This is a genomic window from Phenylobacterium sp. (assembly GCF_013822795.1).
Lineage (GTDB): Bacteria > Pseudomonadota > Alphaproteobacteria > Caulobacterales > Caulobacteraceae > Phenylobacterium.
On sequence record NZ_PNLB01000002.1, the window covers coordinates 242,641 to 264,588 of the forward strand.

Here is a 21,948-nt window from a genome sequence, read left to right on the forward strand (position 1 = left end):
GAGCGACCTTGGACTTCATCTTCACCATCGTCTCGCGCAACTACGCCGCCCAGGCCGCCAGCCTGATGGAGAGCCTGGCGCGCGCCGAGCCGAACATCCGCCGCGTGGTCGTCACCACCGACGGCCCGATCGCCTTCAAGGACCCGGGCATCCGCACCCTCGACGCCGCGACCGTGGTGCCTGAGTTCGCGGCCATGTGCGCCTATTACGACGCGCTGGAGCTGAACACCGCGGTCAAGCCGCTGTGCTTCAAGGCGCTGCTGTCGGAAGAAGGCGTCACCTCCGGCGCCTATTTCGACCCCGACATCTGGGTCTACCGTCCGCTGGACGCCGTGCGCGAGGGCCTGGCCCGCGCGCCGCTGGCCCTGACCCCGCACACCACCCGCCCGCTGCGCGGCGAGGCCAGCCCCAACGACCACGTCATCCTGCAGTCCGGCTCCTACAATCTCGGCTTCGCCGCCATGCGGGCCGACCCGGAAATTTTCGATCTGCTCAACTGGTGGGCCGAGAAGCTGCGTTTCGACTGCCGCGTCGACTTCGCCGCCGGCCTGTTCACCGACCAGAAGTGGATGGACCTGGCGCCGGGCCTGGTCAGCGACCTGGCCATCCTGCGCACCCCGACCCTGAACCTCGCCTACTGGAACCTGGAAGGCCGCCAGGTCGCCCGCGCGGAAGACGGCTGGACGGTCGACGGCCAGCCGCTGGCCTTCTTCCACTTCTCGGGCTTCGATCCGTTGCGGCCCGACCTGCTTTCCAAGCACCAGGACCGCATCAAGGTTACGCCGCGCTCGGACTTCGCCGCCCTGCTGGCCGACTACGCCCAGGCGCTGCTGCGCAACGGCCATGTCGAGGCCTCGGCCATCCCCTACGCCCACCGCGCCTTCCCGTCCGGCGAGTTGGTCCCGCGTGAGACCCGCCGCCGCATGCTGGCCGCGGCCCGCGCCGGCGAGGACTTCGGCGGCGGCCTGACCTCGGCCGCCGAGGCCTGGGCCGCCGTGCGCCCCGGCGAGGTGATCCGCGAGCCGCTCGACGGCCTGCCGGACGGCCCCTGGCTGACCGGCTCGGCTGAACTCACCAGCTGGCTGACCAGCGCCCCGGAGGCGCCTGCGATCGGCGCCCTCACCCATGCTCGCCGCGACCTGCGCGACCGCTTCGCCGCCGACCAGGCCGGGCTGAAGGCCTGGCTGCTGGGCCCGGAATCGATCGACGGCCGCTTTTCGGCGCGGCTCGCCCCGCCCGAGGCCTTCGCAGAGCCCGAGCTCGCCCTGCGCGCCGCCCGCCAAGTGGCCGGCGACCTTTCCGAAGCCAAGCTCCGCTTCGCCGCCTATGGCCTGGCCCACCGCGCCGCCTGGCCGCAATGGGTCGGCACGGCGCTGCGCTCGGGGTTCAACGCCCCGGTGCGCGAGCTGGCCCGCGGCATGCCGTTCCCACGCCTGTTCCTGTCGATCTGGGAGAGCCGCGGCGACCTCCAGCGGCTGTTCCCGCTGACCAGCTTCAAGGGCCGCTTCGGCTTCCTGCGCTGGCTGATCGGCGGCGGCCTCGCCGAATACGGCGTCGACGTCGCCGCCCTACCCCCGACCGTCGACAGCCACCCGGTGTTCGAGCTCGCGCGGCTATCGGTGCGCCGCGAACCTGTCGAGGCCGGCCGCGCGCCGGCCGCCGGGTCCATCAACACCCTGCTGGCGGTCGAGCGCTGGACGCCAGATGCCGCCGGCGGCGAAGCGCTGGTGTTCGACGCCGGCGCCGGACGTTTCCGCACGCCGCAAGGCGCGCCGGCCGATCCGCCCGCGCGGGTAGGCAAGCTAGTGTTCCGCACCGCGCCGGGGCTGATCGCCGCCGACGCCGTAGCCCTGCTCGCGCAGGGCGTCGCCTGGGAGTCCGCCAGCGCATGAGTCTGCTGTCCACGGCCCGCGGCGCCTGGCGCGCGCTGACCCCCGAGCCTCTCCGCCGGTTGGCTCAGCCGGTGCTCGGCCCGGCCCTGGCGGCCTATGTCCGCCATCAGGCCCGCGCCCCGCATGACGCGCAGACCACGAGCGGCCCGATCCGCGTGGTCGGCGACTATGGCGGTTCCTACGGTATCGCCGCCTCGGCCAAGCTTGCGGTCCGCGCCTTCGAGGCGTTGGGCGCACCGGTCGAGCAAGTCGACATCGCCGGCGCCAAGCTGGACTGGATCGGCGCCTCGGAGGCCGCCCGTTCGCCCGGCCCCTGGATCTTCCACGTCAACGCCCCCGAGCTGCTGGCCGCGCTGGCCTTCCTTGGCCCCAAGAACGTTCGCGGCCCGCGCTACGGCTACTGGGCCTGGGAGCTGCCCCGCGCCCCGAAATCCTGGCTGAAGGACGCCGCCTTCCTGGAGGAGGTCTGGGTTCCCAGCGCCTTCACCGGCGCGGCCCTGACCGGGGCCAAGGCCCCGGTGCGAGTGGTGCCGCATCCGTTGTTCATGGAAGACTATCGCGGGGTCGTCCCCGCACCGCGCGACGAGCGGTTCACCGCCGTGACCCTGTTCGACTTCAAGTCCTCGGCGGCGCGCAAGAACCCGGAGGCGATGATCGCCGCCTTCGCCCGGGCCTTCCCGGACGACCCGACCGCCCGCCTGGTGATCAAGACCCAGAACGGCGCGGCCTTCCCCGACTTCCTCGCCCGCCTGCGCGCCCAGGCCCCGGCCAATGTCGAAGTGCTCGACGTGGTCTGGCCCTACGCCCAGGTGAAGAGCCTGATCGCCTCGGCCGACGTGCTGATCTCGCTGCACCGCGCGGAGGGCTTCGGCCTGACGATGGCCGAGGCGATGGCGCTCGGCACGCCGGTGATCAGCACCGGTTGGTCGGGCAATGTCGACTTCATGGACGAGACCTGCGCCCTGGTGATCCCCTCGCAGCCGATCGCCGTCGACGACCCGCAGGGCATCTATCGCGGCCAGACCTGGGCCGATCCTGACGTCGAGGCCGCCGCTGCAGCTCTACGCCGCCTACGCGGCGACCGCGACCTGGCCGCGCGCCTGTCTCAGGCCGGCCAGCGCCGGGTGGCAGAACAGCTCTCGCCCCAGGCCTGGTTCTCGACGCTGCCCGACGGGGTGCAGCGCGCCGCGCTTGCCGCCGCCGGGGCCTCGCGGCGGGCTCAGTCCTCGCGATAGGGCTTGGCGTAGGTGGTCAGCACGAACACCGCCGCCATCGTCACCACCGCCGTCGGGGCCAGGGCGTTCAGCACCTCGCCAGGGCCGTAGCCGACCGCCCGCAACTGCCCGGCGATCAGCGGCCCGGCGATCGAGCCCAGCCGCCCGGCCGCCACCGAGGCGCCGGCGCCCGCGGCTCGGAACTGCGGCGGATAATAGATCGGGGCCAGGGCGTACAGCACGTAAAGCCCGCCGATCACCGTGAAGCCGGCGGCGGCTGACGCGGTCAGGATCATCGGCATGCCGTCGGCCGCGGCCAGGCCGTAGAGCGCGGTCGCCAGGCCCGCGAACACGGCGACCAACAGCCATCGATAGCCGATCTTGTCGGCCGCCCAGCCCAGCGCCAACGAGCCGACCACCGCCGCCAGGTTCATCGCGAAGGCCGCGGCCGCCCCCTGGGCCGCCGTGAAGCCCTTGGCCACCACCAACAGCGGCAGCCAGTTCAGCAGCAGGTAGGTGACCAGTAGATCCAGCGCGAACACCGTCCAGATCAGGATGGTGGCCAGCCCCCGGCCGTCGGCGAACAGGCCCGTCAGCATCCGCGGCGGCGGTCCCTGCTCGGCGTGCGCCGGGCGGGTTTCCGGCAACAGGAAATAGACCACCGGCACCAGCATCAGCGGCAAGGCCCCGCCAATCATGAACAGCATCCGCCAGTCGCCCCCGCCGGCCTCGCCGACCTGGGCGGCCAGGGCCACCAGCGCCCCGCCGACCGGCAGGCCGCAGAACATGCTGGTGGTGGTCAACGCCCGCCGATGCGGCGGGCTGATCTCGGTGGCGATCGCGATCAAGTTGGGCATCGCCCCGCCGAACCCGAGACCGGTGGCCAGCCGGGCCAAGGTCAGGGTCTCGAAATTCACCGCTAGGGCGGTGGCCAGCGAGAACACCCCGAACAACGTGACCGAACCGAGCAGCACCGGTCGGCGGCCGTAGCGGTCGGCGGCCCAGCCGCCGAACAGCGCCCCGATCACCAGCCCGATCATCGCCGCGCTGCCCGCCCAGCCGAGTTGCGCGTGGCCGAGACCGAGATCTGGAGCCATATGCGGCGCAGCCACGCCGAACGCCTGGATGTCGTACCCTTCGAGCGCGGCGATGCCGAAGCAGATGGCGACGATCAGGCCGGGACTCGCCGTTCGCACGCTCATAGTCATGCCATCTTCTCCCCGGCGCGCTGGTTCTGGTCGAACAGGTCGCGCGCCGTCACTATACAATTCGTATTCGCACGCGTTCAGTAAACAGGAAGCGCTTGGACACACCCGTCAACGGCCCCGATTGCCTCCCGGTCATGGTCATCGTCGCCGGACAGTCAAACGCGGCGACAGGATCACGTCTGCGCGCCGCTCTATGTGATCAAGCACGCCCGCGGCGAAACCGGGCTGGCGGCCGACCCGGCGGCGCGCGTGCAGGCGGTGTTGTGGATGCAGGGCGAAACCGACGCGGACAGTCCGGCCAAGTCCGAGGCCTACGCCGCCAACCTCGCGGGCTTCGTGGCCCAGGTCCGAGCCCGCTGGGGCGACATCGACACCACCGTGCAGATCGGCCAGATCGACCGCCCATGCCCCGCCGGCTGAGACGCCGTGCGCCTGGCCCAGTCGCAGCTGGTCGCCGCTGACCGCAAGACCACCCTGACCGACACTGATCCGTTCGCGCGCCAGCCGGCCGGACAGGTGCGGTTGGGCGACGACTTCTATGAGACCTTGGCCGCCTCTGCGCGGCGCTAGCCGTCCAGCCTGTCGGGCGTGAAGCTGATAACGCCCTGGCGCTCGAGCTCAGTCAGGATCTGATCGATCTGGCTGCGCAGCTCCAGCATGCAGTTCGGTGTCAGGATCAGGTAGCCGGACTTGACCTTGTGCTCCTCGCCCGCCTCGTCGGCGACATTGGCCGCGAAGGCCAGCCGCGCGACGCCTGACTGGAAGCCGAGCCCGGCCATGGCGTCGCCGAAGATCATCGGCAGGTCGAACTCAGGCAATCCGGGCGGGCTGGGCATGGCGCCTGATCGCATGATTCCAGGTCCTGCGGCCAAGGCGCACACGACGGCTTGAAATTGCGCAAAACTACACAACGTCTATTCTTCGTTTCTTCGCGGAGGATCCTCCCATGACCACCCTCGTTTTCGTCGCCCTGGCCCGCAGCGCTCCGGCCGGCGGCTACAGCGCCAGTTTCCCCGATCTGCCCGGCCTCGCCGTCGAGGGCGCGGACATCGCCGCCTTGGTCGTCGCCGCCCGCGAGGCGGTGCTGAAGGAGTTGCAGCGGCTGGCCGACGACGGTCACGACTGGCCCAAGCCGAGCGCGCTGGAAGCCGTCACAGCCGAAACCGGCGTGATCCCGTTCCTGGTCGACGTCTCGGTCGAGGACACCCCGGTACGGGTCAACATCTCGATCGGCGAGCGGCTGCTGAAGCGCATCGACCAGGCCGCCGAGACCCGCGGCATGAGCCGTTCGGGGTTCATCGCCGCGGCCTCGCGCACAGCTCTGGGCGAAAAGATCGGGGCCGGCACAGGCGCTGATTTCGACGCCATCGCCCGCAAGCTGCAGGACGAATGGTCGGTGCTCGGCCGCAAGATCACCGACAGCCTCGGCCCGGACTCGGCCTTCAACCGCAGCGTCAACGATTTCGACGCCAAGCTGACCGAGACGATCCGCAAGACCGCCGACAACATCTCGGCGGCCATGGCCCGCCGCAAGGAGGCCGAGGCCCGCAAGGACGAGGCCCCAAAGGACGAAAAGAGCCAACCCGCCGACGCAGCGATCTAGCGCGGCATGGCTGGCGGCATCGCTGCGACCACGGCGTCGCGTGACGAACTGAAGCTGCGCGAGCTCAAGCGCATGCAGGCCATCGCCACCGGACTGCTGGTGGCGATGGCGATCGTCTTCGTGGCCGCCAGCCGGGCCGACGACTACTGGCCCTGGCTCGCCTACGTCCGCGCCTTCGCCGAAGCGGCGATGGTCGGCGCCTGCGCCGACTGGTTCGCGGTCACCGCCATTTTCCGTCAGCCGCTTGGGCTGCCGATCCCGCATACCGGCATCATCCCGCGCAACAAGGAGCGCATCGGCCAGGCGTTGGGCGGCTTCATCGCCGACAATTTCCTGACCGTCGACGTTCTGGACAGCCGGCTGAAGCAAATCGAGGTCGCCCGCTGGGGCGGCGAATGGCTGCGCCAGCCGCGTCACGCCCGCCGCCTGGCTCAGCGACTGGCCAGCCTCCTGCCCGGCCTGCTCAAGGTGCTGCCCAAGGACATGCTCCGGGAGACGGCCGGTTCGGCCGCGGCAGCGGCCGTCCGCGCCATCCCGGCCTCGCCAACCGCGTCCAAACTGCTGGCCGCGTTCTGGAACGAAGGCCGCTCGCAGGTGGCCCTCGATTGGGCGCTGAACCGGCTGGAAGCCTATCTCGCCGAAAATGAAGAGGCGATCCAGGAGAAGGTCGAGGCCAAGTCCTGGAAGTGGATGCCCAAGTTCGTCGACCGGATGATCGCCCAGAAGGTCACCACCGGCCTCGGCGAGATGCTGGTCGAGATGCGCGATCCGGAGCATCCCTGGCGCATGGAGCTGAACGCGGCGATCGAGCGGTTCATCGAGCGGCTGGCCCACGATCCCGACCTGATCGCCAAGGGCGAGGAGCTGAAACTGCGGCTGCTGGCCGACCCGGCCGTGCACGACCAGGTCCGCCGCGTCTGGATCGAGCTGGAGGATAAGCTCAGCAGCGGTCGCAGCCCGGCCCTGGCCGAGCGGCTGGAGCATATGCTTCTGGCGCTGGGCGAATGGCTGCACACCGAGGAGAACGCCCAGGCCCGGCTCAACGACTGGGCCCGTATCCTGGCCCGCCAGGTCATCGCCCCCCGCCGCCACGAGATCGGCGGCTTCGTCGCCCAGGTGGTCGCCAGCTGGGACACCAAGGGCGTCGTCGACAAGCTCGAGCTGCAGGTCGGCAAGGACCTGCAGTACATCCGCGTCAACGGCACGCTTGTAGGCGGGCTGGTGGGCCTTGCGATCTTTTCTGCGAGCCGCGCCTTCGGTCTCTAGTAGCGCCGTTCTCCCACGCACGCTTAGATGCGCCGCCTACGTGGAGAACTCGACATGGCCCAGTTCAAGGTGACCCCTCTGACCCCGACCATCGGGGCCCTGATCGAAGGCGTCGACCTCGCCCAGCCGGTCAGCGACGACCTGCTGCACGAAATCCGCCAGGCGTTTCTCAAGCACCAGGTGGTGTTCTTCGAGGACCAGCACATCACCCCGGTCCAGCATCGCGACTTCGCCGCGCGGTTCGGGGCGCTGCACACCCATCCGCTCTATCCGGGGGTGCCCGAGGCGCCCGAGCTGTTCATCCTCGACAACCACAAGGACAACCCGACCGACAACGACAGCTGGCATACGGACGTGACGTTCATCGAGACGCCGCCGATGGCCTCGATCCTCTACGCCAAGCTGCTGCCGCCCTCGGGCGGCGACACCATCTGGTCGAACTCCAAGGCGGCCTTCGAGGCCCTGTCCCCGGCCTTCCGCGAGTTTCTCTCTAGCCTGGACGCGGTGCACGACTTCGCCCGCGGCTTTCCGCAACGCGGCATCGTCGCCAAGGGCGCCGGCGAGGACAAGCACGCCAAGGCCCTGGCCGAGCATCCGCCGGTGCTGCACCCGGTGATCCGCACCCATCCGGAGACCGGCGAGGATGGCCTGTTCGTCAATTTCGGCTTCACTGATCGGATCAAGGGCCTGCGCCGCAAGGAAAGCGACGCGATCTTGAACATGCTGTTCGAGCACATCCAGAAGCCGGAGTTCCTGGTCCGCTGGCGCTGGAGCCCCAACGCCATCGCCTTCTGGGACAATCGCGTGACCCAGCACTATGCGGTCAACGACTACCTGCCCCATCGCCGGATCATGAACCGCGCCACCGTGCTGGGCGACCGGCCCTATCACCGCTCGCGCCTACCGGCGGGCATCAAGGTCGCGGCCGAATAGGCCCTTTCGCCAGTCCAGAGCTTGCACATCAGACGATGGACATGCCCAGCGGTCGGGTTTCGCTGACCTCATCATGCGCCCCGCGGCCGCCTAGGAGATGTCCGCCCCAAACCGCCGAAGCGTCACTACCAGCACATCGCGATGGGCCAGCCGTGTCGGATCGAACGGCTCGATCGCCGTGACCCCGTGCAATACTCGGTGGTCGTCGATGAACACTGCGTCCAGCGGCTCAAGCAGGGTGAAACTGCCCAGTGATCGGCCAGCCGGGTCGTAGATGCCGGTGACGCCGGCCGCCACATTCGCGCGCGCCACCAGCATGACTAGCACCCAGTCGACGCCGTCGCGGTGCGCGCCCTCCGGCGTCGGGCGTCCGACCTCGTCGGCTCGCGCCTCGATGCGGAACTGGTGCATCTCGATCCGCCACGGAAAACCGGGCGCCGCACCGGCCGCCTTGCCAAACACGTCCAGCGACAGATCGATGATCCGGCGGGTCAGAGGCATGGCGCCAACCGCTGGCGTGATCGGCTCGAACCAGCGCACCACTCCGCCGTTGAGGCTGTTGTAATCGAGGCTCTGGAAGTGCGGCTGGTGGACCTGCCGGCTCACAACGCCCGGGGCGGCTTCCAACACAGCGTAGCGCCGCCGCCGATAGCGGCCGCCGTCGGCCATGTATTCATCGATCGCCAGGTCGTTCCAGCTCTGTGCATAGGCCGCCCAGTCGGCCAGGGCGTCTTCGCCGATCAGACGGCGCATCTGCGGCGCCTGCACACGCGCGAACCCGTCCCGGGCCACCTGCAGTCTCAGATCATCGAGCAACGGTGATCTCCCCTCGGCTCACCGCAGCTATGCCATTCCAGCGGACAATCAAGGCTGACACTGGTGAAAAGCACCGAAAACAGTAGAAACACACTGAAATCCCAAAATCGTCCGCCGCGCTTTGGTTTTTATTAGGTCGAAATAGGCACTACACACCGACACGGCGACATAAATCGCGGATTGAATTGATCATCAGATTCGTAGAAATCGGCTCTATACATCCCCAAACGACCTCTGAGGCCGCATTTTGTTGATTTATATAGAATATATTCTTGACGCAGGCACCACGCGGAGCCACGCTATCTCATAGATTTTCGGACCTCGGCGACCCAGTAGTGACCCCAAGGTGGTCCAGGGGGAGCCGCTCAGGAGGCTCGCAGATGGGAAGGCGGACAAATCGGGACCTCACGGCAGCTTTCTGCCGCTCCGCAAAGCCTGGGGTGCGGGAGACCGCCTCAGGCTTCGAGTACTGCCGCGTCTCGTACCCCGATGGCGACGTGCGCGGCCTAGAGCTTCGCGTCACGCCCAATGGTGAGAAGACCTGGGCCTTCCGCTATCGAGACAGGATCACCGGCAAGCAGAGCCGAGTGACGCTCGGACGATTCGACCCGCATGTTGATAGCCCAGTGGAAGTGGAGCCCGGCGTTCGGCGGCTGACCCTCTATGGGGCTCGGGTCACGGCTCGCCAGCTGCGCGCCAAGGTCGACAACGGAGGCGATCCAGCCACAGACCTACGCCAGGCTAAGGCGCAGGCGAGGTCCCAGACGGTCAACACGATGTCCGACCTGGCGGAGGTCTATTTCGAGGCCTGCGAGAGCGGCATCTATCGAAGCGGCCGGCGACGCCGCAAGGCGACCAGCACGCTTGCTGGGGAGCGCTGGCTTTGGAAACGCTACCTCGACCGCCGACTAGGGGCGGAGAGGCCTGAGACGCTTACCAGGACCGGGCTGCGCGCTGTCCTACGGTCGATCTATGGCGATGCCCCCATCCAGTCGAACCGCTGTCGCGCCCTACTCTCTCAGTTGTTCAACTTCGCGATTTCAGAAGAACGCCTCACCGCAAATCCGATCGCGCACATCACGCCGCTCGCGGAAGAACGCGCTCGCACGCGCACGCTGGACCCCACCGAAATACGGGCGATTTGGACGGGCCTTCAAAGCCCTTCCACCCTCCAGTTGAAGCGCGGACGTGAGACTGTCCCGTTGACGATCGGCAGAGGGCTCTGCATCGCCATCGAGCTTGCGATGGTCACCTTGCAGAGGCGCGCCGAGATCTCCGGCATGATGCGCTCCGAGCTAGACCTCGAGCACCACCTCTGGATCATTCCAGAAGACCGCGCAAAGGGCCGAGCCCAGCAGCTTGTCCCCCTATCACCGAGGGCACTGTCGCTGATCGAAGAGGCCCTCGCGTTGCAGGCCTCGCGCGGCAAGACCAGCAAAGCGGTGTTTCCCTCCCCTCGCGGCGTCGACGTACCGGTGGGAGCGCCAGCACTAAGCCACGCCATGACCCACCTCGTTGCAGCGCTTGGGCTTGTCGACGTCACGCTGCACGACCTTCGCCGCACTGGCGCAACGGGGATGGCCGCGCTCGGCGTACCGCCCTTCATCGTCTCCAAGGTGCTCGCACACAAGGACGGCGGCGGCGGCGCTGCAGTCACGGCGCGGCACTACAATCTCTACGCCTACGCAGACGAAAAGCGCGAGGCGCTGCTCAAGTGGAGCCGGCGACTTGTCTCCATCACAAGCGGGACGCCAGCCGAGGCTCCCAATTCTACAGCCGACGACGCGATCAGCCGCCGACGCGCCGCACTCCTCGAAGAGCTCGCGGCACTAGACGCCGCATCCGTCATGGCGAGGCAGGATGCGCCGACGGCGGACTTCCAGCCATGAGCCTGCACGACATCGTCCGCGCCCTCGGCGGAGAGCTCTACTCGGGCGGTTGTCGGGCAAGCATTCCGGCGCCAGGTCACAGCCCTGCCGACAGGTCGGTCTCGTTGCTGGTCTCAGATGGGCGGGTGATCATCCACTCTTTCGGCGAAGCATCCTGGCAGGCCGTTCGGGATGACCTCCTGCGACGTGGACTGATCGACGGCCATGGGACGCCCGTGGCCGGAGCCACGTTTGAACCCCGTAGCTTCGCTCCAGCGCCGACCCAGATTGAGCGCGTCTCGCGCGCACGGGCGCTGTGGGAAGAGGCCTCGCCAGTCCGGCCGGCAACGCCCGCCTGGCGGCACATTCGGCGGCGAGCGATCTCCGGCTCGCCTCTCGGCTTCCCCTCGCTTCGCAGCCATCCCCAGGTCCCTGCGAGCGCCTACCGGGGATGCGCCGTGACGCGCCCTGCCCTACTGGCCGCGATCCACGATCGATCAGGCGAGCTGACCGGCGTCGAAATCACCTATCTCACGAACGGCGGACTACGAGCGAGCGACATGCGCCTCTCTCGGAAGACCATCGGCGCAATTCCCGCCGGATCCGCGGTGCGCTTTAACCCAGGTGCACCCTCGATGGTCGTGGGCGAAGGCGTCTTCACGACGCTGTCGGCTATCGAGCACTTCGGACTGCCAGGCTGGGCGCTGCTCTCCACCAGCAACCTGCGCCAATGGACGCCACCAGAAGACGTCAGAGTGGTCGTGATCGCGGCCGACCGCGGCGTGGCGGGAGAGGCCGCGGCTGAGGCGCTCCGCCACCGCCTCACGGCGCGCGGCGTCGTAGCTGCCCTGAAACTGCCGCCCGAGCCGTTCGGTGATTGGAACGAGTTCGCTCAGTCTTCCCGCCGCTAGATTCCACACTTGCCGATATCGCGCGTGAAGCGCGCCGGGCTTGCGTTTTGATGCGCTGCCCGGCGCTTCCGCGCGCTCAGATGCATGAGAGGAAAGTTCAGTTGAGAGAGCCGGAAGCCGGAAAATAGGTACGAGGACAAGATAAAAGGGGGTCCGAGCGATAACGTCAGATTCCGTCACCACTTCAATTGGTTAGCTTGATTTCTAGGCACGCTTTGACGAGTTGCCGCGAGTTGTTAGATTTTCGCTCAGTTCTCGGGCGCTAGGAACCGCGAATGCCTCAGACGCGAAGCTGCGCCGGGATCTGCACCAAGAGCTCGCCGAACAGTTTCGCCGGGTCAACTTCGAGGGCACGCGCAATGGCGCAAAACTCGATGACATCCACTCGCCGCTGGCGCTGCTCGACCTTTGACACGAACGATTGTGGGCGACCCAATCGCTCAGCCAATTCCGCTTGGGTTAGGCCGGAACGCCGCCGATGGCTGACGAGGACGTCGACCAGTGTCGAATAGGCATCGGTGTAGACCGACTGGGGCATAGGACGCCGTGGCGAGTTGCAACGGCCTCCTGATTGGAACCTATTTTAGGATATCCCAAAACGGGTTTTTCTGGCAGACTCTGAGGCTCAAAGATGGAGCCGGAGATGCGGAACTTCTTCTCGGACCGAGCTGCTGCCAGCGCGATGTTCGCATTGCTGCGCAATGTGGCGCAGCGAGCCAAGCTTCTGGGCCCCCAGACCAAAGAAGACGCAGTTCAAGAAACGGCCCTGCGCCTCCTCCAAGCGAGCAAGGGCGAGGGAGCCATTCATGCTCCAGATCGCTTTGTCAGTCGTACGATGCGAAACTACGCGATCGATGAGATGCGCAAATTGACGGTCAGAGGTGGTAGTGCGCTGCCGCTCCACGAACTCGACGATGCAACAGCGCCGTTCACGGCACCGTGCCAGGAAAGCGCGATCCTACTGAAGCAGTTGATCCTGCGTCTGCCGCCGCTCTACCGCGACACCTTCATCCTCAACCGCTTCGTCGGACTGACCTACGATCAGATCGCATCGCTTCAGGGCGTCGCACCGAAGACCGTTGAGTATCGAATGTCGCGCGCGCTTCAGCTCTGCCAGGAAGCGCTCCAAGAATAGGTCCGCAACGGGCTCATTGCGGACATCCACGAGGTCAGCTCTCCGGACGTGGCGACCTTCCCAAGGTTCGTTGTCGGGACGGTGGAGCGCTTTGCGTGACCATCCGCACGGCGATCTGCTGTTTGGACCGGCCTCCAAGCTCGCCGTCGAGAACCTCGCGTACGAAGGCCCCTGAACTCCGCGCGGTTGGCCGCCGCGCGTCCCATGTTTCTGCCGATTGAGGCGGCGCCCGTCGCAACCGGTCGCTAGCAACAGTAGCGATGGCGCCGGCAAAGCTGCCAGAGCCCCAGTGGGCGCGCCCTCAGTGTCTGAGAGACCATTCCCTTTGTGGTTGCGACTCCCCATTAAGCTCGCATTAATCGGCGCTGCGTTAGGGGGAACTTCCGCTGTTGACACGTGTTTACGCAAAACTAAGTTGTATGGTGTGCGGTGGGTAGGCCGCGCCACTCAAACAAGGAGGTCGAGGAAGCGATCGCTTACGCGGAGGCGCGCGGCTGGCGCGTGATCAAGGGGCGCGGCCACTGCTGGGGCCGGCTCTTTTGCCCGAAGCATGACCGAGATGGCTGCAGGATCTCCATCTGGTCCACGCCGCGGGTCGGGCAGGATCATGCCAACGACATCCTCCGAGTCCTGGATCGCTGCTCACATGCCCATGGGGACGATGATGAGAAAGTTTGAACTGACCATCATCGCATCCGGACTAGACCCGGAAGCGGACGATTTCGAAGACCGTCTGTATGAGGCTGGCTGCGACGACGCGACAGTGTCGGTCCAGAAGGGCCTGATTATCTTGGAGTTCACGCGCGACGAGCGAAACTTCGTCCACGCATTGGTGTCAGCCATCGAAAACGTGCGTGCCGCGGGCGCGGCTGTTGAGCGCATAGAGCCCGACCATCTGGTGAGCCTCTCCGACATCGCGCGGCGCGCGGGGCTGAGCCGAGCTGCGGTCTCTCTCTACGTGAAGGGGGAGCGCGCCTCCGATTTTCCAGCGCCGGTCGCACGTGTGACCACAGATAGTCCGCTGTGGGACTGGGTGGATGTCTCACGCTGGATGTATCGGCACGAGAAGCTCGACCTTGAAGCGGTGCTCACCGCCAAAACGGTGCGGGAGGCGAATATGGTCGTCCTCAATCGCAATGTTGAGCCAGCACATTTCGCCAAGCACCTCGAAGATCGGGCGGCGGAGCTCGAAGCTGCCCTCTAGGGTGTTGACAACTGTTTACATGTCGGGCCGCAGTCGCTATAACGCGAATGGGCCCAACGACGCGGCAACGTCGCTGGGCCCAACGAACCGCCGGTCATGGGCGGCTGTGCTCGAAAGCAACCCAGCGTAACATGCTGGGTTGAAGCGCGGCAAATCATGACTGGCTCCACAATAAGGCCAGTCATGAACCTCTTCCTGATTAGCTACGACATGAGGTCGCCGGGGCGAAACTACAGCCCCGTGTACAAGCTTCTCGGGCAATGGGGCGCGGTGCGACTGCTCGATTCGTCCTGGCTCGTCGCCATCGAAAGCACGTCGGTCGCTGTTCGCGACAGCCTCAAGGCTCTGATCGACAGCAACGACGGTCTAGCCGTCCTCGAACTCAAAGCCGGCAGTGGCTGGGCTGTGACCGGCGTGCAGGCTCCCGGCCTCGCCTGGCTGCAACGCCATATTCCCTAACCCGCCAGGAGGAGACACCCATGGCCAAGAAGTACAAGTTCAAGATCGAGAACGACACCCACGAGTGGGACACCCAATTTATCAAGGGCTCTGACGTTCGTGGCGTGCCGCCGGGGATTCCCGACAACATGGACCTGTTCCTCAAGGTGAAGGGAGCGGCGGGCCGGCTTATCCTGAACGACGACCAAGTCGACCTGGAGGATGCCGGCATCGAGAAGTTCTACGCGCAGGACGCCAGCTCTGAGGCCGGTGAGGCCTGATGTCTTTGCTGTTCGAGAGCGATTACGACTACCTGGCCGAGATTGGCCAGGTGACGGAAGAAGATGAGGAGGCGCGCTTCCTCATCTTCAAGGACTTTCCCCTGCCGCGGGACCTCTATGTCGCGAACGGTCAGGCCCGCGAGTCCGTCGACGTGCTCTATGCGATACCGGATAACTATAACACCGAGGGCGGCGACATGTTCTGGGTGCGTCCGCAGCTGGCGCGAGCCGACGGCAAGGCGATCCCTAACATCAGCGGGCCCGGTGAAGACTCCCGCACCTACGCCGGCGACGAGTATCTTCGCTGGTCGCGGCACTGGAACAATCGTCCCTGGACACCGAAGGTCGACGACATCCACAAGATCCTAGACCGGCTGACCTGGGCGTTGGCGAACCCCGATGCGCAGCGCTGAACGCCGTCCGGCCCGCATCGTTATTGGCGGGGCGCTGGACGCGCGCCTTCGCACCTGGTTGACCAGTCACCCTGAGGGGCACGAGCGCGGCGCGTTCGTATTTTTCAAGAAGGTGGATCGCGACGTCCAAGGCCTGGAGCGTTCGCCCCGTTATATCGCCGTGGATGCGGTGGAGCTCGACGATCGTTGGGTCGAGGACAGTTCACCGATACACCTCCGCTTTAGCCTTCGACGTCTGGCCGAGCTGTCATTCCGATGCGAGCAGGAGCAGCTCGAGCTCGGCTTCGTGCACAGCCATCCCGACGGCGCGCCTAAGTTCTCTTCCAAGGACGATAGTAACGAGCGCGCGATCCTTAGGGGCCACGCGGGGGCGAGTGGCGATAGCGTCGATCTTGTCGCCCTGATCCTCTGCCACGGGCAGTGGCTCGGCCGGGTGCGTCACGCGGCGGCACCCGATCTAGCTGTGCCCGCGCGGCATGTCCTAGTCCTCTCGGACAAGATGTCCCTCTGGACCGGCCAGCAGCCCATGGACGATGAAGGCTCGCTAGCCCGTCAGGCGGCCGCCTTCGGTCAGCCGTTCAACCGGAAGCTTCGCTCGCTCCGCGCCGTCGTCGTGGGCCTCGGGGGGACCGGCTCGCCCATGGCCACGCTCCTAGCCCGTTGCGGCGTTGGCGAACTCGTCCTAATCGACGGCGACCGCCTCGAAGTCACGAACCTCAATCGGGTCCGCGGTTATCGGCGTTGCGACGTGGCCGAGCACAAGGCGGTTTCGCTGGCCGCCTACATCCGGAGCCTCGAACTGGGGTGCAGGGTCGCCTACCTCCCCGAGTTCATCGACGTGTCCCCCGCAGCGATTGACGCGATTGCGACCGCAGACGTCGTATTCGGATGCACAGATGACGTGGCGGGCCGGGACATCCTCAACCAATCCCTCTACTACTATGCCCTGCCGCTGATCGACGTCGGCCTCACCGGCATAGTCGCCGAGGCCGCCGATGGGATGCCCTATCTCCGTGACCATCGGGGGCGCATCAGCACCGTGCTGCCGGAGGCCGGCGCCTGCCTGCGCTGCCAAGGGGTCGTCACAGAGGAGAAGCTCAAGGCGGAGCGCGCCTTCAAGGCGAGGCCGGAGCTTGCTCAGCTCGATCCAGAAACCCTGAAACGCGAGTATTATCTCGTGGGCGGGCACGAGAGCGCGCCCGGGATCGGCCCCTTCACCAGCGCCACCGCGGACCATGCCGCGGCCGGATTCATGAATCTCATCCAGCCGTTCCGGAAGCTCGGCGATGAACTTCGCCAGGACAACATCTGGATCGATTTCGTGCACCTTGGCATCTACAGCAACGAGCCAAGAGGAAGCGCGAGCTGCTTCTGCTGCGGCGCCGACGGGCTTCGCGCTGGAAGTGAGGGCCCCTATCGCCTCAGCATGCCCAAGCTGGGACGCGCGCCATGAGCGTGTTTGGAGGGATCTGGCGTAGTTTCGCGGCCTTCGGGCGCTGGCTTGCAGGTTCAAGCGCTCAGCCCCGCGCCGCGCCTCACGTCCGAGAGGTGCATCAGCCGCCTTACTTCGACGCGGTGACGCACCTGGACCGCACCCCGCCGAACGAAGCGGTACAGCCGCAGCGCTTCTACCTTGTTGAAGCGCGCGGAGAGAGCTACTGGGCGCTCTTTCGCTGTCCCTGCGCGTGCGGTGAAGTGGTGAATCTTCCGCTGCGGGCGCCTCACCAGCCTCGATGGCGTGTGACGTCAGATGGAGACGGGCGCCCAACCCTGCATCCCTCGGTTTGGCGCAACCGAGGCTGCCTCAGCCACTTCTGGATCAGGCAAGGGCGAGTGATCTTCTGCAACGATACGGGCCTCGAACCGTGGAAGGTCCGCCCGGACTTGTACTCTCCGCCGCGCATGTAGGGGCACTCGGAGTGCAGCGTCGCCCCACGTCATGCCTTGAGCCGTGACGCATTATGTTCGTTGCATCGGCGATGGAGGGCGAGATCGCGATCGGGGGCCACCCCCTTCACGTCAATAGACGGCGTCCCCTGCGACCGGCGGTCACTTCCGGTTAATGGTCCTCTTTTCGGCCGGAAGCCTATGTCTGCAAGTGGCGCAAAGCCGCCCCATCACGCACCCGAGGATTTCCCTGGCGCTACTCCCGTGAACGCTCCACCTCACCGCGCACGATCCCTTCCACCTCCTTGAAGGGGAGGTGATTGCTTGGCGATGTATTGACGAGCGTCGCCACAGACACATCCGGGCCGATCAGACTGAAGAGCGATGCGGTAAAGCCATCGATCGCGCCTCCGTGTGAAATCTCAGCCTTCTTGCCTTCGCCTGCCAAAAAGACGCCCATACCGTAGTGAACCGGTCGGCGCGTTCCATTCTTGGTCAGCTGAGTTGGCAGGCTGCCATCAGCGAGGCGAACGGAAGTGGTCATCTCCCTGTAGCTCTCGGGGTGCAGCACCTTTTCATGGGTCAGTGCATGGCTCCACGTGAGGAGGTCTCCTACCGATGACCTCATTGCCCCGGCAGCGAAGGGCACGCTCATGTCGACCGGGTTGGTATTGATCCAGCCGATCTGCTCGGCGGTCATTCGATCGTAGCCAGAGGCCCGTCCTGGGACGACGTCGGCCGAGCGATCCAGGGCCGTCGAGTTCATGCCTAAGGGACCGAAAAGCCGGGTTGTCATGAACCTCTCCAGAGGCTCTCCAGAGGCCCGCTCTATGATCGCGCCGGCCAGGGCGTAGTTGGAGCTTGAGTACTGCCAGTTCGTCCCGGGTGCGAAGGTGTGCAGCGTTGGGACGTCGAGCACGTAGGCCACTAGTTCGTCGGTGCTGTGAGGCAGCCGCGTTTCTCGGGGAAAGCCAGGCCGTCCGACATAGTCGGCGATGCCCGATGTGTGGGTCAGCAACTGGCGGATCGTGGTCGGATCCGAGGCGGGAAATTCGCCGATAAACTTGGAGACGCGATCGTCGATGGCGAGCTTGCCGTCTTCCTGCAGCAAGAGCATCGCGGCGGCAGTGAACTGCTTGGTCAGCGATCCAATCTGGAAGACGGTGTCGGGTGTCGCGGGCGTGCCTGTCTCAAGGTTCGCGAACCCATATCCGCGTGCAAAGACGACTTCTCCACGGCGCATTACGGCCACGGCCCCACCGGCGGTCCAGCCGCTCGTCACGGGCGCTTGCATAGCCGCATCGATGGCGGCTTCAGCTTCGACTGAAAGGGGCTGGGCGAGGCATGGTCCTGCCGCTGCGAAACATGCGGCGATCGCGAAAACCAATCGCGGACTGAACAAACCCGACCCCCGGCGCTGCAGGCTGCATATTTCGCCGAGCTAGCGACAAGCAGCAAGAGGAATGGGCGCGCGCCAACGGCCAGCATCTGCCCCCGACTAGTCAGTTCTGAGCCGACCGGAGCACACGCCGAGGTGCTTATCCGCCGAAAGGTCTGCTTAGCGGCAACAAGGAAATGTCCGCTGCTGGCGCTGAGCTGACGTAGATCTTGGGGTGCGCGCAAGCAGGAGCTGTTCCGCCGCGCGAGGGGGAAGGGGCCTAACTAGCCGGCCCCACTCAAAGGGGATTTGGCTGGCGGCGAGCTATGGCAGGTCGAGACGAAAGCGCCGATTGCTGGGCTCAAGCGGTACTTTGGTTTTCGGATCACATCGTACCGACGCAAGGAACGACCGCGAGACATTGCGGCTAGAGCCGTGAGCAGGCGAGGCCCTGATCCTTCATCGGCGACGTAGCGATAGCTAAGCCCGCCACCCAAGCCGTGGGCAAAGAAGTACTCGCGGTTGAAGGTGACCGCCTGGGTCTCTCCCCAGTCAATCCGAAAGGTCATGTCTAGAGTGGGCGTAGGCTGCCACTCGATCTGCGGATTGCTCGTTCCAGGTACAGGGGCGCTCGGACCGAGAACCATGCGAACGTCGCCGGCCTTGAGACACTGGACTTTGAGCGTGTCGGAGATCGGCAAGCCGATCAGCGGTGGCTGCGCACTCTGCCGTATCTCAGACGCGATATGCTCACGATCGTAGCTTTCAGGAACGTAACTCTGCCATGGGTTGGAATGCGGTCCGCAGCTGGCCAGGAACGCGCTCAAGACGGTCGTGATCAGTAGGACCTTTGGCCTTGGCGGCACGCTGCGCTCCCTCACCGGGCGGGGTTGCTCAAAGCCGGGCAGTGAGCGTCTGCTTCCGGCTCCGAGTCCAGTGTCAGCTTCTGGCGCGACCCGGACTTTCAAGCTGGAGGGCTATCATCAACAGCTAGCGCCAATGCGTAGTCGTGCTTCGGTGTCCGTTAACGTCTCGGTCCAACCGATCGCTGCCCGGCGTTGGTCGACGGCCGAAATGTCCTCGACGGCGAGGAAGCCCCAAGCGCCGCTCACGCAATGGGCCTGGCTGGCATAGCGCTGTGGACGATTGCCTTTGACCTGAACGCGGTCAAAGAGCAGCGCGTAGTCACGCGGATTGATCTCGCCTGTCGCCACAAGTGGCTCGATCCGGTTCAGGATCGCCTGCTGAAATGCCGTGTCGGGTGAGTGCTGCACGATCAGCCAAGCGTCGGCGCCGACTTTTTCCCCATATTTGCTGCGCGTGAACCACCCCTCTTGCGGGAGGGCCGCTGTCAGCGCCCGAGTGTTATCCGCGTCGATGGCTACAATCTCTTCGAACAACTGCTGAAGCGCGTGTCCCTTTTCAACCTGCGACAGATCCGATCGCATGACATCAGTGACCCCGTCCCGTGCGACTGCGTCCAGCCGCGCGCGCCGACTGAGATCTTCGGCGACATCTTTCGGCGGGGGGAGCGCCGCCTGCTGCGCGCGGAAGGCCGCGAGTTCCGCTCGTAGTTCGCTCAACAGCGCGGCGGCTTTCGGAGACACTTTGCCTGGCGGTACGGCAGGCTGCGCCGTTGCGGTGGTGGCGAGCGCAAGTGCAAGGCTCGCTCCCGTTAGAGCGCGTTGAACCAATGCCATTCGAGCCTCCGCGGTAGGGCGTCACGCTCTCGCAGTGGGAGATCGGTGGCAAGGCGCAATTTATAGTCGAATGGCGTCGGCTTGGCCGCTTTATGGCCCCTGGAAGCGGCCCTTCGGGTAAGTCCGCTTTCAGCGTCACAGCCGATGTCCGCTAGTGGCGCGATGCGGACTCCTGCCGAGCGGGGCGCACCGTGCCGATTATGGCGCCGAGACAGCGGCCGCACGATAGCCGGGCTCGGCCGGCAGTCCGGGAAACTCCATGGCGAAAATCCCGACGGCTGGGAAGCATGGCCAGCGCGCGCCGTTCAGCCAGGCGGCGGGGCGCAGGCGGGCGCGCTGTTCGAGGGTGATCGGCAGGCCGGCGGGCAGACTTTCGAGGCTCAGGTCCGGCGAGAGAGTCCCGGCGTCCAGATCGAAATGCCCGAGATAGATCACCTCGCCCGCCTTGGCCTCGAAGGCCGGTGCGCCCAGGCACAGCTCCAACGCACTGCGCGACAGGATCCGCCACCGTCCCGGCGGGAGGGCGACAGCATAGACTTCCCGGTCGGTCTTGGAGAGAGGGTGCTTTTGCTCGCCCCACAGGAAGAACTCGTCGGGCCGCCCGTCCGCATCCCAGGCCAAGACCTCCGGTGTCGGGCCAAACCGACGGGCCTGAAGAAAGTCGTACTTCGAGGAGGACTTGCCGGAGAAGGAGAAGATCGCCAGCGCCTCGGTCGAGGGAACCGCCCGGACGGCGGCAGCGTCCAGCGGCTGGGCCATGAATTTTGCCTTGGCGTTGGCGTAGCGCACCTTACCGACCTTCGGGACCTGCAACTTGCTCGGGTCGAACGCCTTCAGGCTTAGGGAGCGCACCGACAACTGCGGGAGCGTGTGGATCGCGAACACCACGGCGCCGCGGCGGGCAGCGTCGTTCTCGTAGGTCCGAACCACCTCGCCCGGCGGCTGTTCGGCGCCCGCCCACGCCTGGAGCTGGCGGGCGATCTCCGCCCGGTCCGCCTGCCACAGCGCCGCGCCATGGGCGTCGTCGAGCCGCATCACCCGCCAGCCGGCTACCGCCATGCAGTTCTGCAGGCTGACCTGCAGACGCACCTGGTTGGCCATCGAGAAGATGAGCCCAGGTGCGATACCCCCAAACAGGGGGTCTGCGGTGGTTCGTATCTCGCCCCGCTTGGTGAGACCGCCGTCCACGAAGCCGCCGACGGCCGTGCCGATACAGCCAGCCACCTCCCGCTCGTAGTCTGCGGCGCTGGCGGCCGGCCGGTTGAAGTAGGTGTACCCCGTAGCCGCCACCGTCGCGTCTGGCGTCGCAGCCATCGCCGCGCCGGACGATACCAGAAGCGCGAAGGCAGCGCTCTTTCCGACGAGATCCATCCTGGCCCCCCAACGACGTTCGCTGCCGAGCATGGCGCGGAATCCGGCCCCGGACAAACGGCCGGGGTACTCTGCGAGCTCAAGCGAGGAGGCCGAGGGCAGCGCAGTTGAAATGTCCGCTCCTACGTCAAACTCAGATGACCGCTCATGGCGCATTCGCGACCGAGGCCGACGGCTTAGTCGGTTTTGCCAAGCGCTGACCTATCCAGCGTCAGCTAGGGGTGGAAGACGGTCGTTCGCCGACGAGGCCCGGGAGTGCCCGTGACGTGCCAACTTCAGAAGTTAGCGCCGGTGAAGTCCGGCCTCCGCGACCAAGCTTCACAATAACAACTTTTGCGTGTTCTTGTTGACCTCCTCCCAACTCAAGGTGCAAGCATGGGCTGCGACGTCCGCTCGCGCGCGGCCAGTCGAAGCGGCCAAGATGGTCTTA

General features: G+C 66.0%; 23 protein-coding genes. 16 read left to right on the forward strand and 7 right to left on the reverse strand.

Features of this window, described 5'->3' with window-relative positions; all coding sequences use genetic code 11:
• Positions 1–8 precede the first annotated feature (8 nt).
• Entirely contained in the window at positions 9–1,892 is a 1,884-nt protein-coding gene (locus tag C0481_RS02730) for a hypothetical protein (RefSeq protein ID WP_293400456.1), read from the forward strand.
• Entirely contained in the window at positions 1,889–3,127 is a 1,239-nt protein-coding gene (locus C0481_RS02735; RefSeq protein ID WP_293400457.1) for a glycosyltransferase family 4 protein, read from the forward strand. The genes C0481_RS02730 and C0481_RS02735 overlap by 4 nt, the downstream gene beginning before the upstream one ends.
• Here C0481_RS02735 and C0481_RS02740 read toward each other — a convergent pair.
• Positions 3,112–4,314 (reverse strand): MFS transporter, encoded by a 1,203-nt coding sequence (locus C0481_RS02740; RefSeq protein ID WP_293400458.1) that lies wholly within the window; start codon positions 4,312–4,314, stop codon positions 3,112–3,114. The two genes, C0481_RS02735 and C0481_RS02740, sit on opposite strands and share 16 nt — an antisense overlap.
• A gap of 195 nt (positions 4,315–4,509) precedes the next feature.
• Here C0481_RS02740 and C0481_RS02745 point away from each other — a divergent pair, with 195 nt between their 5' ends.
• On the forward strand, positions 4,510–4,734 hold the full coding sequence (locus C0481_RS02745) for a sialate O-acetylesterase (protein WP_293400459.1): 225 nt from the start codon (positions 4,510–4,512) through the stop codon (positions 4,732–4,734).
• Positions 4,735–4,740: 6 nt separating this feature from the next.
• Positions 4,741–4,884, forward strand: a complete 144-nt coding sequence (locus C0481_RS02750; RefSeq protein WP_293400460.1) for a hypothetical protein — start codon at positions 4,741–4,743, stop codon at positions 4,882–4,884.
• On the opposite strand, the gene C0481_RS02755 is transcribed toward C0481_RS02750, so the two are convergent.
• Complete coding sequence (locus tag C0481_RS02755; RefSeq protein WP_293400461.1) at positions 4,881–5,165, reverse strand: hypothetical protein; 285 nt, start codon at positions 5,163–5,165, stop codon at positions 4,881–4,883. The two genes, C0481_RS02750 and C0481_RS02755, sit on opposite strands and share 4 nt — an antisense overlap.
• Before the next feature lie 95 nt (positions 5,166–5,260).
• On the opposite strand from C0481_RS02755, the gene C0481_RS02760 reads away from it, so the two are divergent.
• Genes C0481_RS02760 through tauD form a run of 3 tightly spaced genes read left to right on the forward strand, consistent with a single transcriptional unit; the run spans position 5,261 to position 8,116 of the window.
• On the forward strand, positions 5,261–5,917 hold the full coding sequence (locus C0481_RS02760; RefSeq protein ID WP_293400462.1) for a type II toxin-antitoxin system HicB family antitoxin: 657 nt from the start codon (positions 5,261–5,263) through the stop codon (positions 5,915–5,917).
• 6 nt (positions 5,918–5,923) lie between these two features.
• Complete coding sequence (locus C0481_RS02765; protein ID WP_293400463.1) at positions 5,924–7,183, forward strand: DUF445 domain-containing protein; 1,260 nt, start codon at positions 5,924–5,926, stop codon at positions 7,181–7,183.
• Positions 7,184–7,237: 54 nt separating this feature from the next.
• Positions 7,238–8,116, forward strand: a complete 879-nt coding sequence (tauD, locus tag C0481_RS02770; protein WP_293400464.1) for a taurine dioxygenase — start codon at positions 7,238–7,240, stop codon at positions 8,114–8,116.
• Between the two features lie 90 nt (positions 8,117–8,206).
• On the opposite strand, the gene C0481_RS02775 is transcribed toward tauD, so the two are convergent.
• Complete coding sequence (locus C0481_RS02775) at positions 8,207–8,932, reverse strand: 2OG-Fe dioxygenase family protein (RefSeq protein WP_293400465.1); 726 nt, start codon at positions 8,930–8,932, stop codon at positions 8,207–8,209.
• Positions 8,933–9,312: 380 nt separating this feature from the next.
• Between C0481_RS02775 and C0481_RS02780 the strand changes: the two genes are divergently transcribed.
• Together C0481_RS02780 and C0481_RS02785 are read left to right on the forward strand one after the other, a co-directional pair.
• Positions 9,313–10,821 (forward strand): site-specific integrase, encoded by a 1,509-nt coding sequence (locus C0481_RS02780; RefSeq protein ID WP_293400466.1) that lies wholly within the window; start codon positions 9,313–9,315, stop codon positions 10,819–10,821.
• Positions 10,818–11,711, forward strand: coding sequence for a toprim domain-containing protein (locus C0481_RS02785; RefSeq protein ID WP_293400467.1), 894 nt, complete (start codon positions 10,818–10,820; stop codon positions 11,709–11,711). Before C0481_RS02780 ends, C0481_RS02785 begins: the two co-directional genes overlap by 4 nt.
• Positions 11,712–11,991: 280 nt before the next feature.
• On the opposite strand, the gene C0481_RS02790 is transcribed toward C0481_RS02785, so the two are convergent.
• The gene (locus tag C0481_RS02790) at positions 11,992–12,249 is read right to left on the reverse strand and encodes a helix-turn-helix transcriptional regulator (protein WP_293400468.1); all 258 of its coding nucleotides are present in this window, start codon (positions 12,247–12,249) and stop codon (positions 11,992–11,994) included.
• 105 nt (positions 12,250–12,354) lie between these two features.
• Between C0481_RS02790 and C0481_RS02795 the strand changes: the two genes are divergently transcribed.
• The 7 genes from C0481_RS02795 to C0481_RS21855 all read left to right on the forward strand — a co-directional run bounded on the left by C0481_RS02795 (position 12,355) and on the right by C0481_RS21855 (position 17,090).
• Positions 12,355–12,846 carry an RNA polymerase sigma factor gene (locus C0481_RS02795; protein ID WP_293400469.1) on the forward strand — a complete coding sequence of 164 codons (492 nt, stop codon included), beginning with the start codon at positions 12,355–12,357 and terminating at the stop codon, positions 12,844–12,846.
• 664 nt (positions 12,847–13,510) lie between these two features.
• Positions 13,511–14,050 (forward strand): hypothetical protein, encoded by a 540-nt coding sequence (locus tag C0481_RS02800; RefSeq protein ID WP_293400470.1) that lies wholly within the window; start codon positions 13,511–13,513, stop codon positions 14,048–14,050.
• 183 nt (positions 14,051–14,233) lie between these two features.
• Positions 14,234–14,509 carry a hypothetical protein gene (locus C0481_RS02805; protein WP_293400471.1) on the forward strand — a complete coding sequence of 92 codons (276 nt, stop codon included), beginning with the start codon at positions 14,234–14,236 and terminating at the stop codon, positions 14,507–14,509.
• Positions 14,510–14,529: 20 nt separating this feature from the next.
• Positions 14,530–14,769 carry a hypothetical protein gene (locus C0481_RS02810; protein WP_293400472.1) on the forward strand — a complete coding sequence of 80 codons (240 nt, stop codon included), beginning with the start codon at positions 14,530–14,532 and terminating at the stop codon, positions 14,767–14,769.
• On the forward strand, positions 14,769–15,182 hold the full coding sequence (locus tag C0481_RS02815) for an E2/UBC family protein (protein ID WP_293400473.1): 414 nt from the start codon (positions 14,769–14,771) through the stop codon (positions 15,180–15,182). The genes C0481_RS02810 and C0481_RS02815 overlap by 1 nt, the downstream gene beginning before the upstream one ends.
• Entirely contained in the window at positions 15,169–16,635 is a 1,467-nt protein-coding gene (locus C0481_RS02820) for a ThiF family adenylyltransferase (RefSeq protein ID WP_293400474.1), read from the forward strand. The genes C0481_RS02815 and C0481_RS02820 overlap by 14 nt, the downstream gene beginning before the upstream one ends.
• Positions 16,632–17,090 (forward strand): DUF6527 family protein, encoded by a 459-nt coding sequence (locus C0481_RS21855; protein ID WP_363223081.1) that lies wholly within the window; start codon positions 16,632–16,634, stop codon positions 17,088–17,090. Before C0481_RS02820 ends, C0481_RS21855 begins: the two co-directional genes overlap by 4 nt.
• Positions 17,091–17,325: 235 nt before the next feature.
• On the opposite strand, the gene C0481_RS02825 is transcribed toward C0481_RS21855, so the two are convergent.
• From C0481_RS02825 to C0481_RS02835, 3 genes are all read right to left on the reverse strand, one after another.
• The gene (locus tag C0481_RS02825; protein ID WP_293400475.1) at positions 17,326–18,363 is read right to left on the reverse strand and encodes a serine hydrolase domain-containing protein; all 1,038 of its coding nucleotides are present in this window, start codon (positions 18,361–18,363) and stop codon (positions 17,326–17,328) included.
• Positions 18,364–19,430: 1,067 nt separating this feature from the next.
• Positions 19,431–20,147: a DUF6624 domain-containing protein gene (locus C0481_RS02830; protein WP_293400477.1), complete on the reverse strand. Its 717-nt coding sequence runs from the start codon at positions 20,145–20,147 to the stop codon at positions 19,431–19,433.
• A 198-nt stretch (positions 20,148–20,345) separates the two neighbouring features.
• A complete protein-coding gene (locus C0481_RS02835) occupies positions 20,346–21,518 on the reverse strand; it encodes a hypothetical protein (RefSeq protein ID WP_293400479.1) in 1,173 nt (390 codons plus the stop codon).
• Between the last annotated feature and the right edge of the window lie 430 nt (positions 21,519–21,948).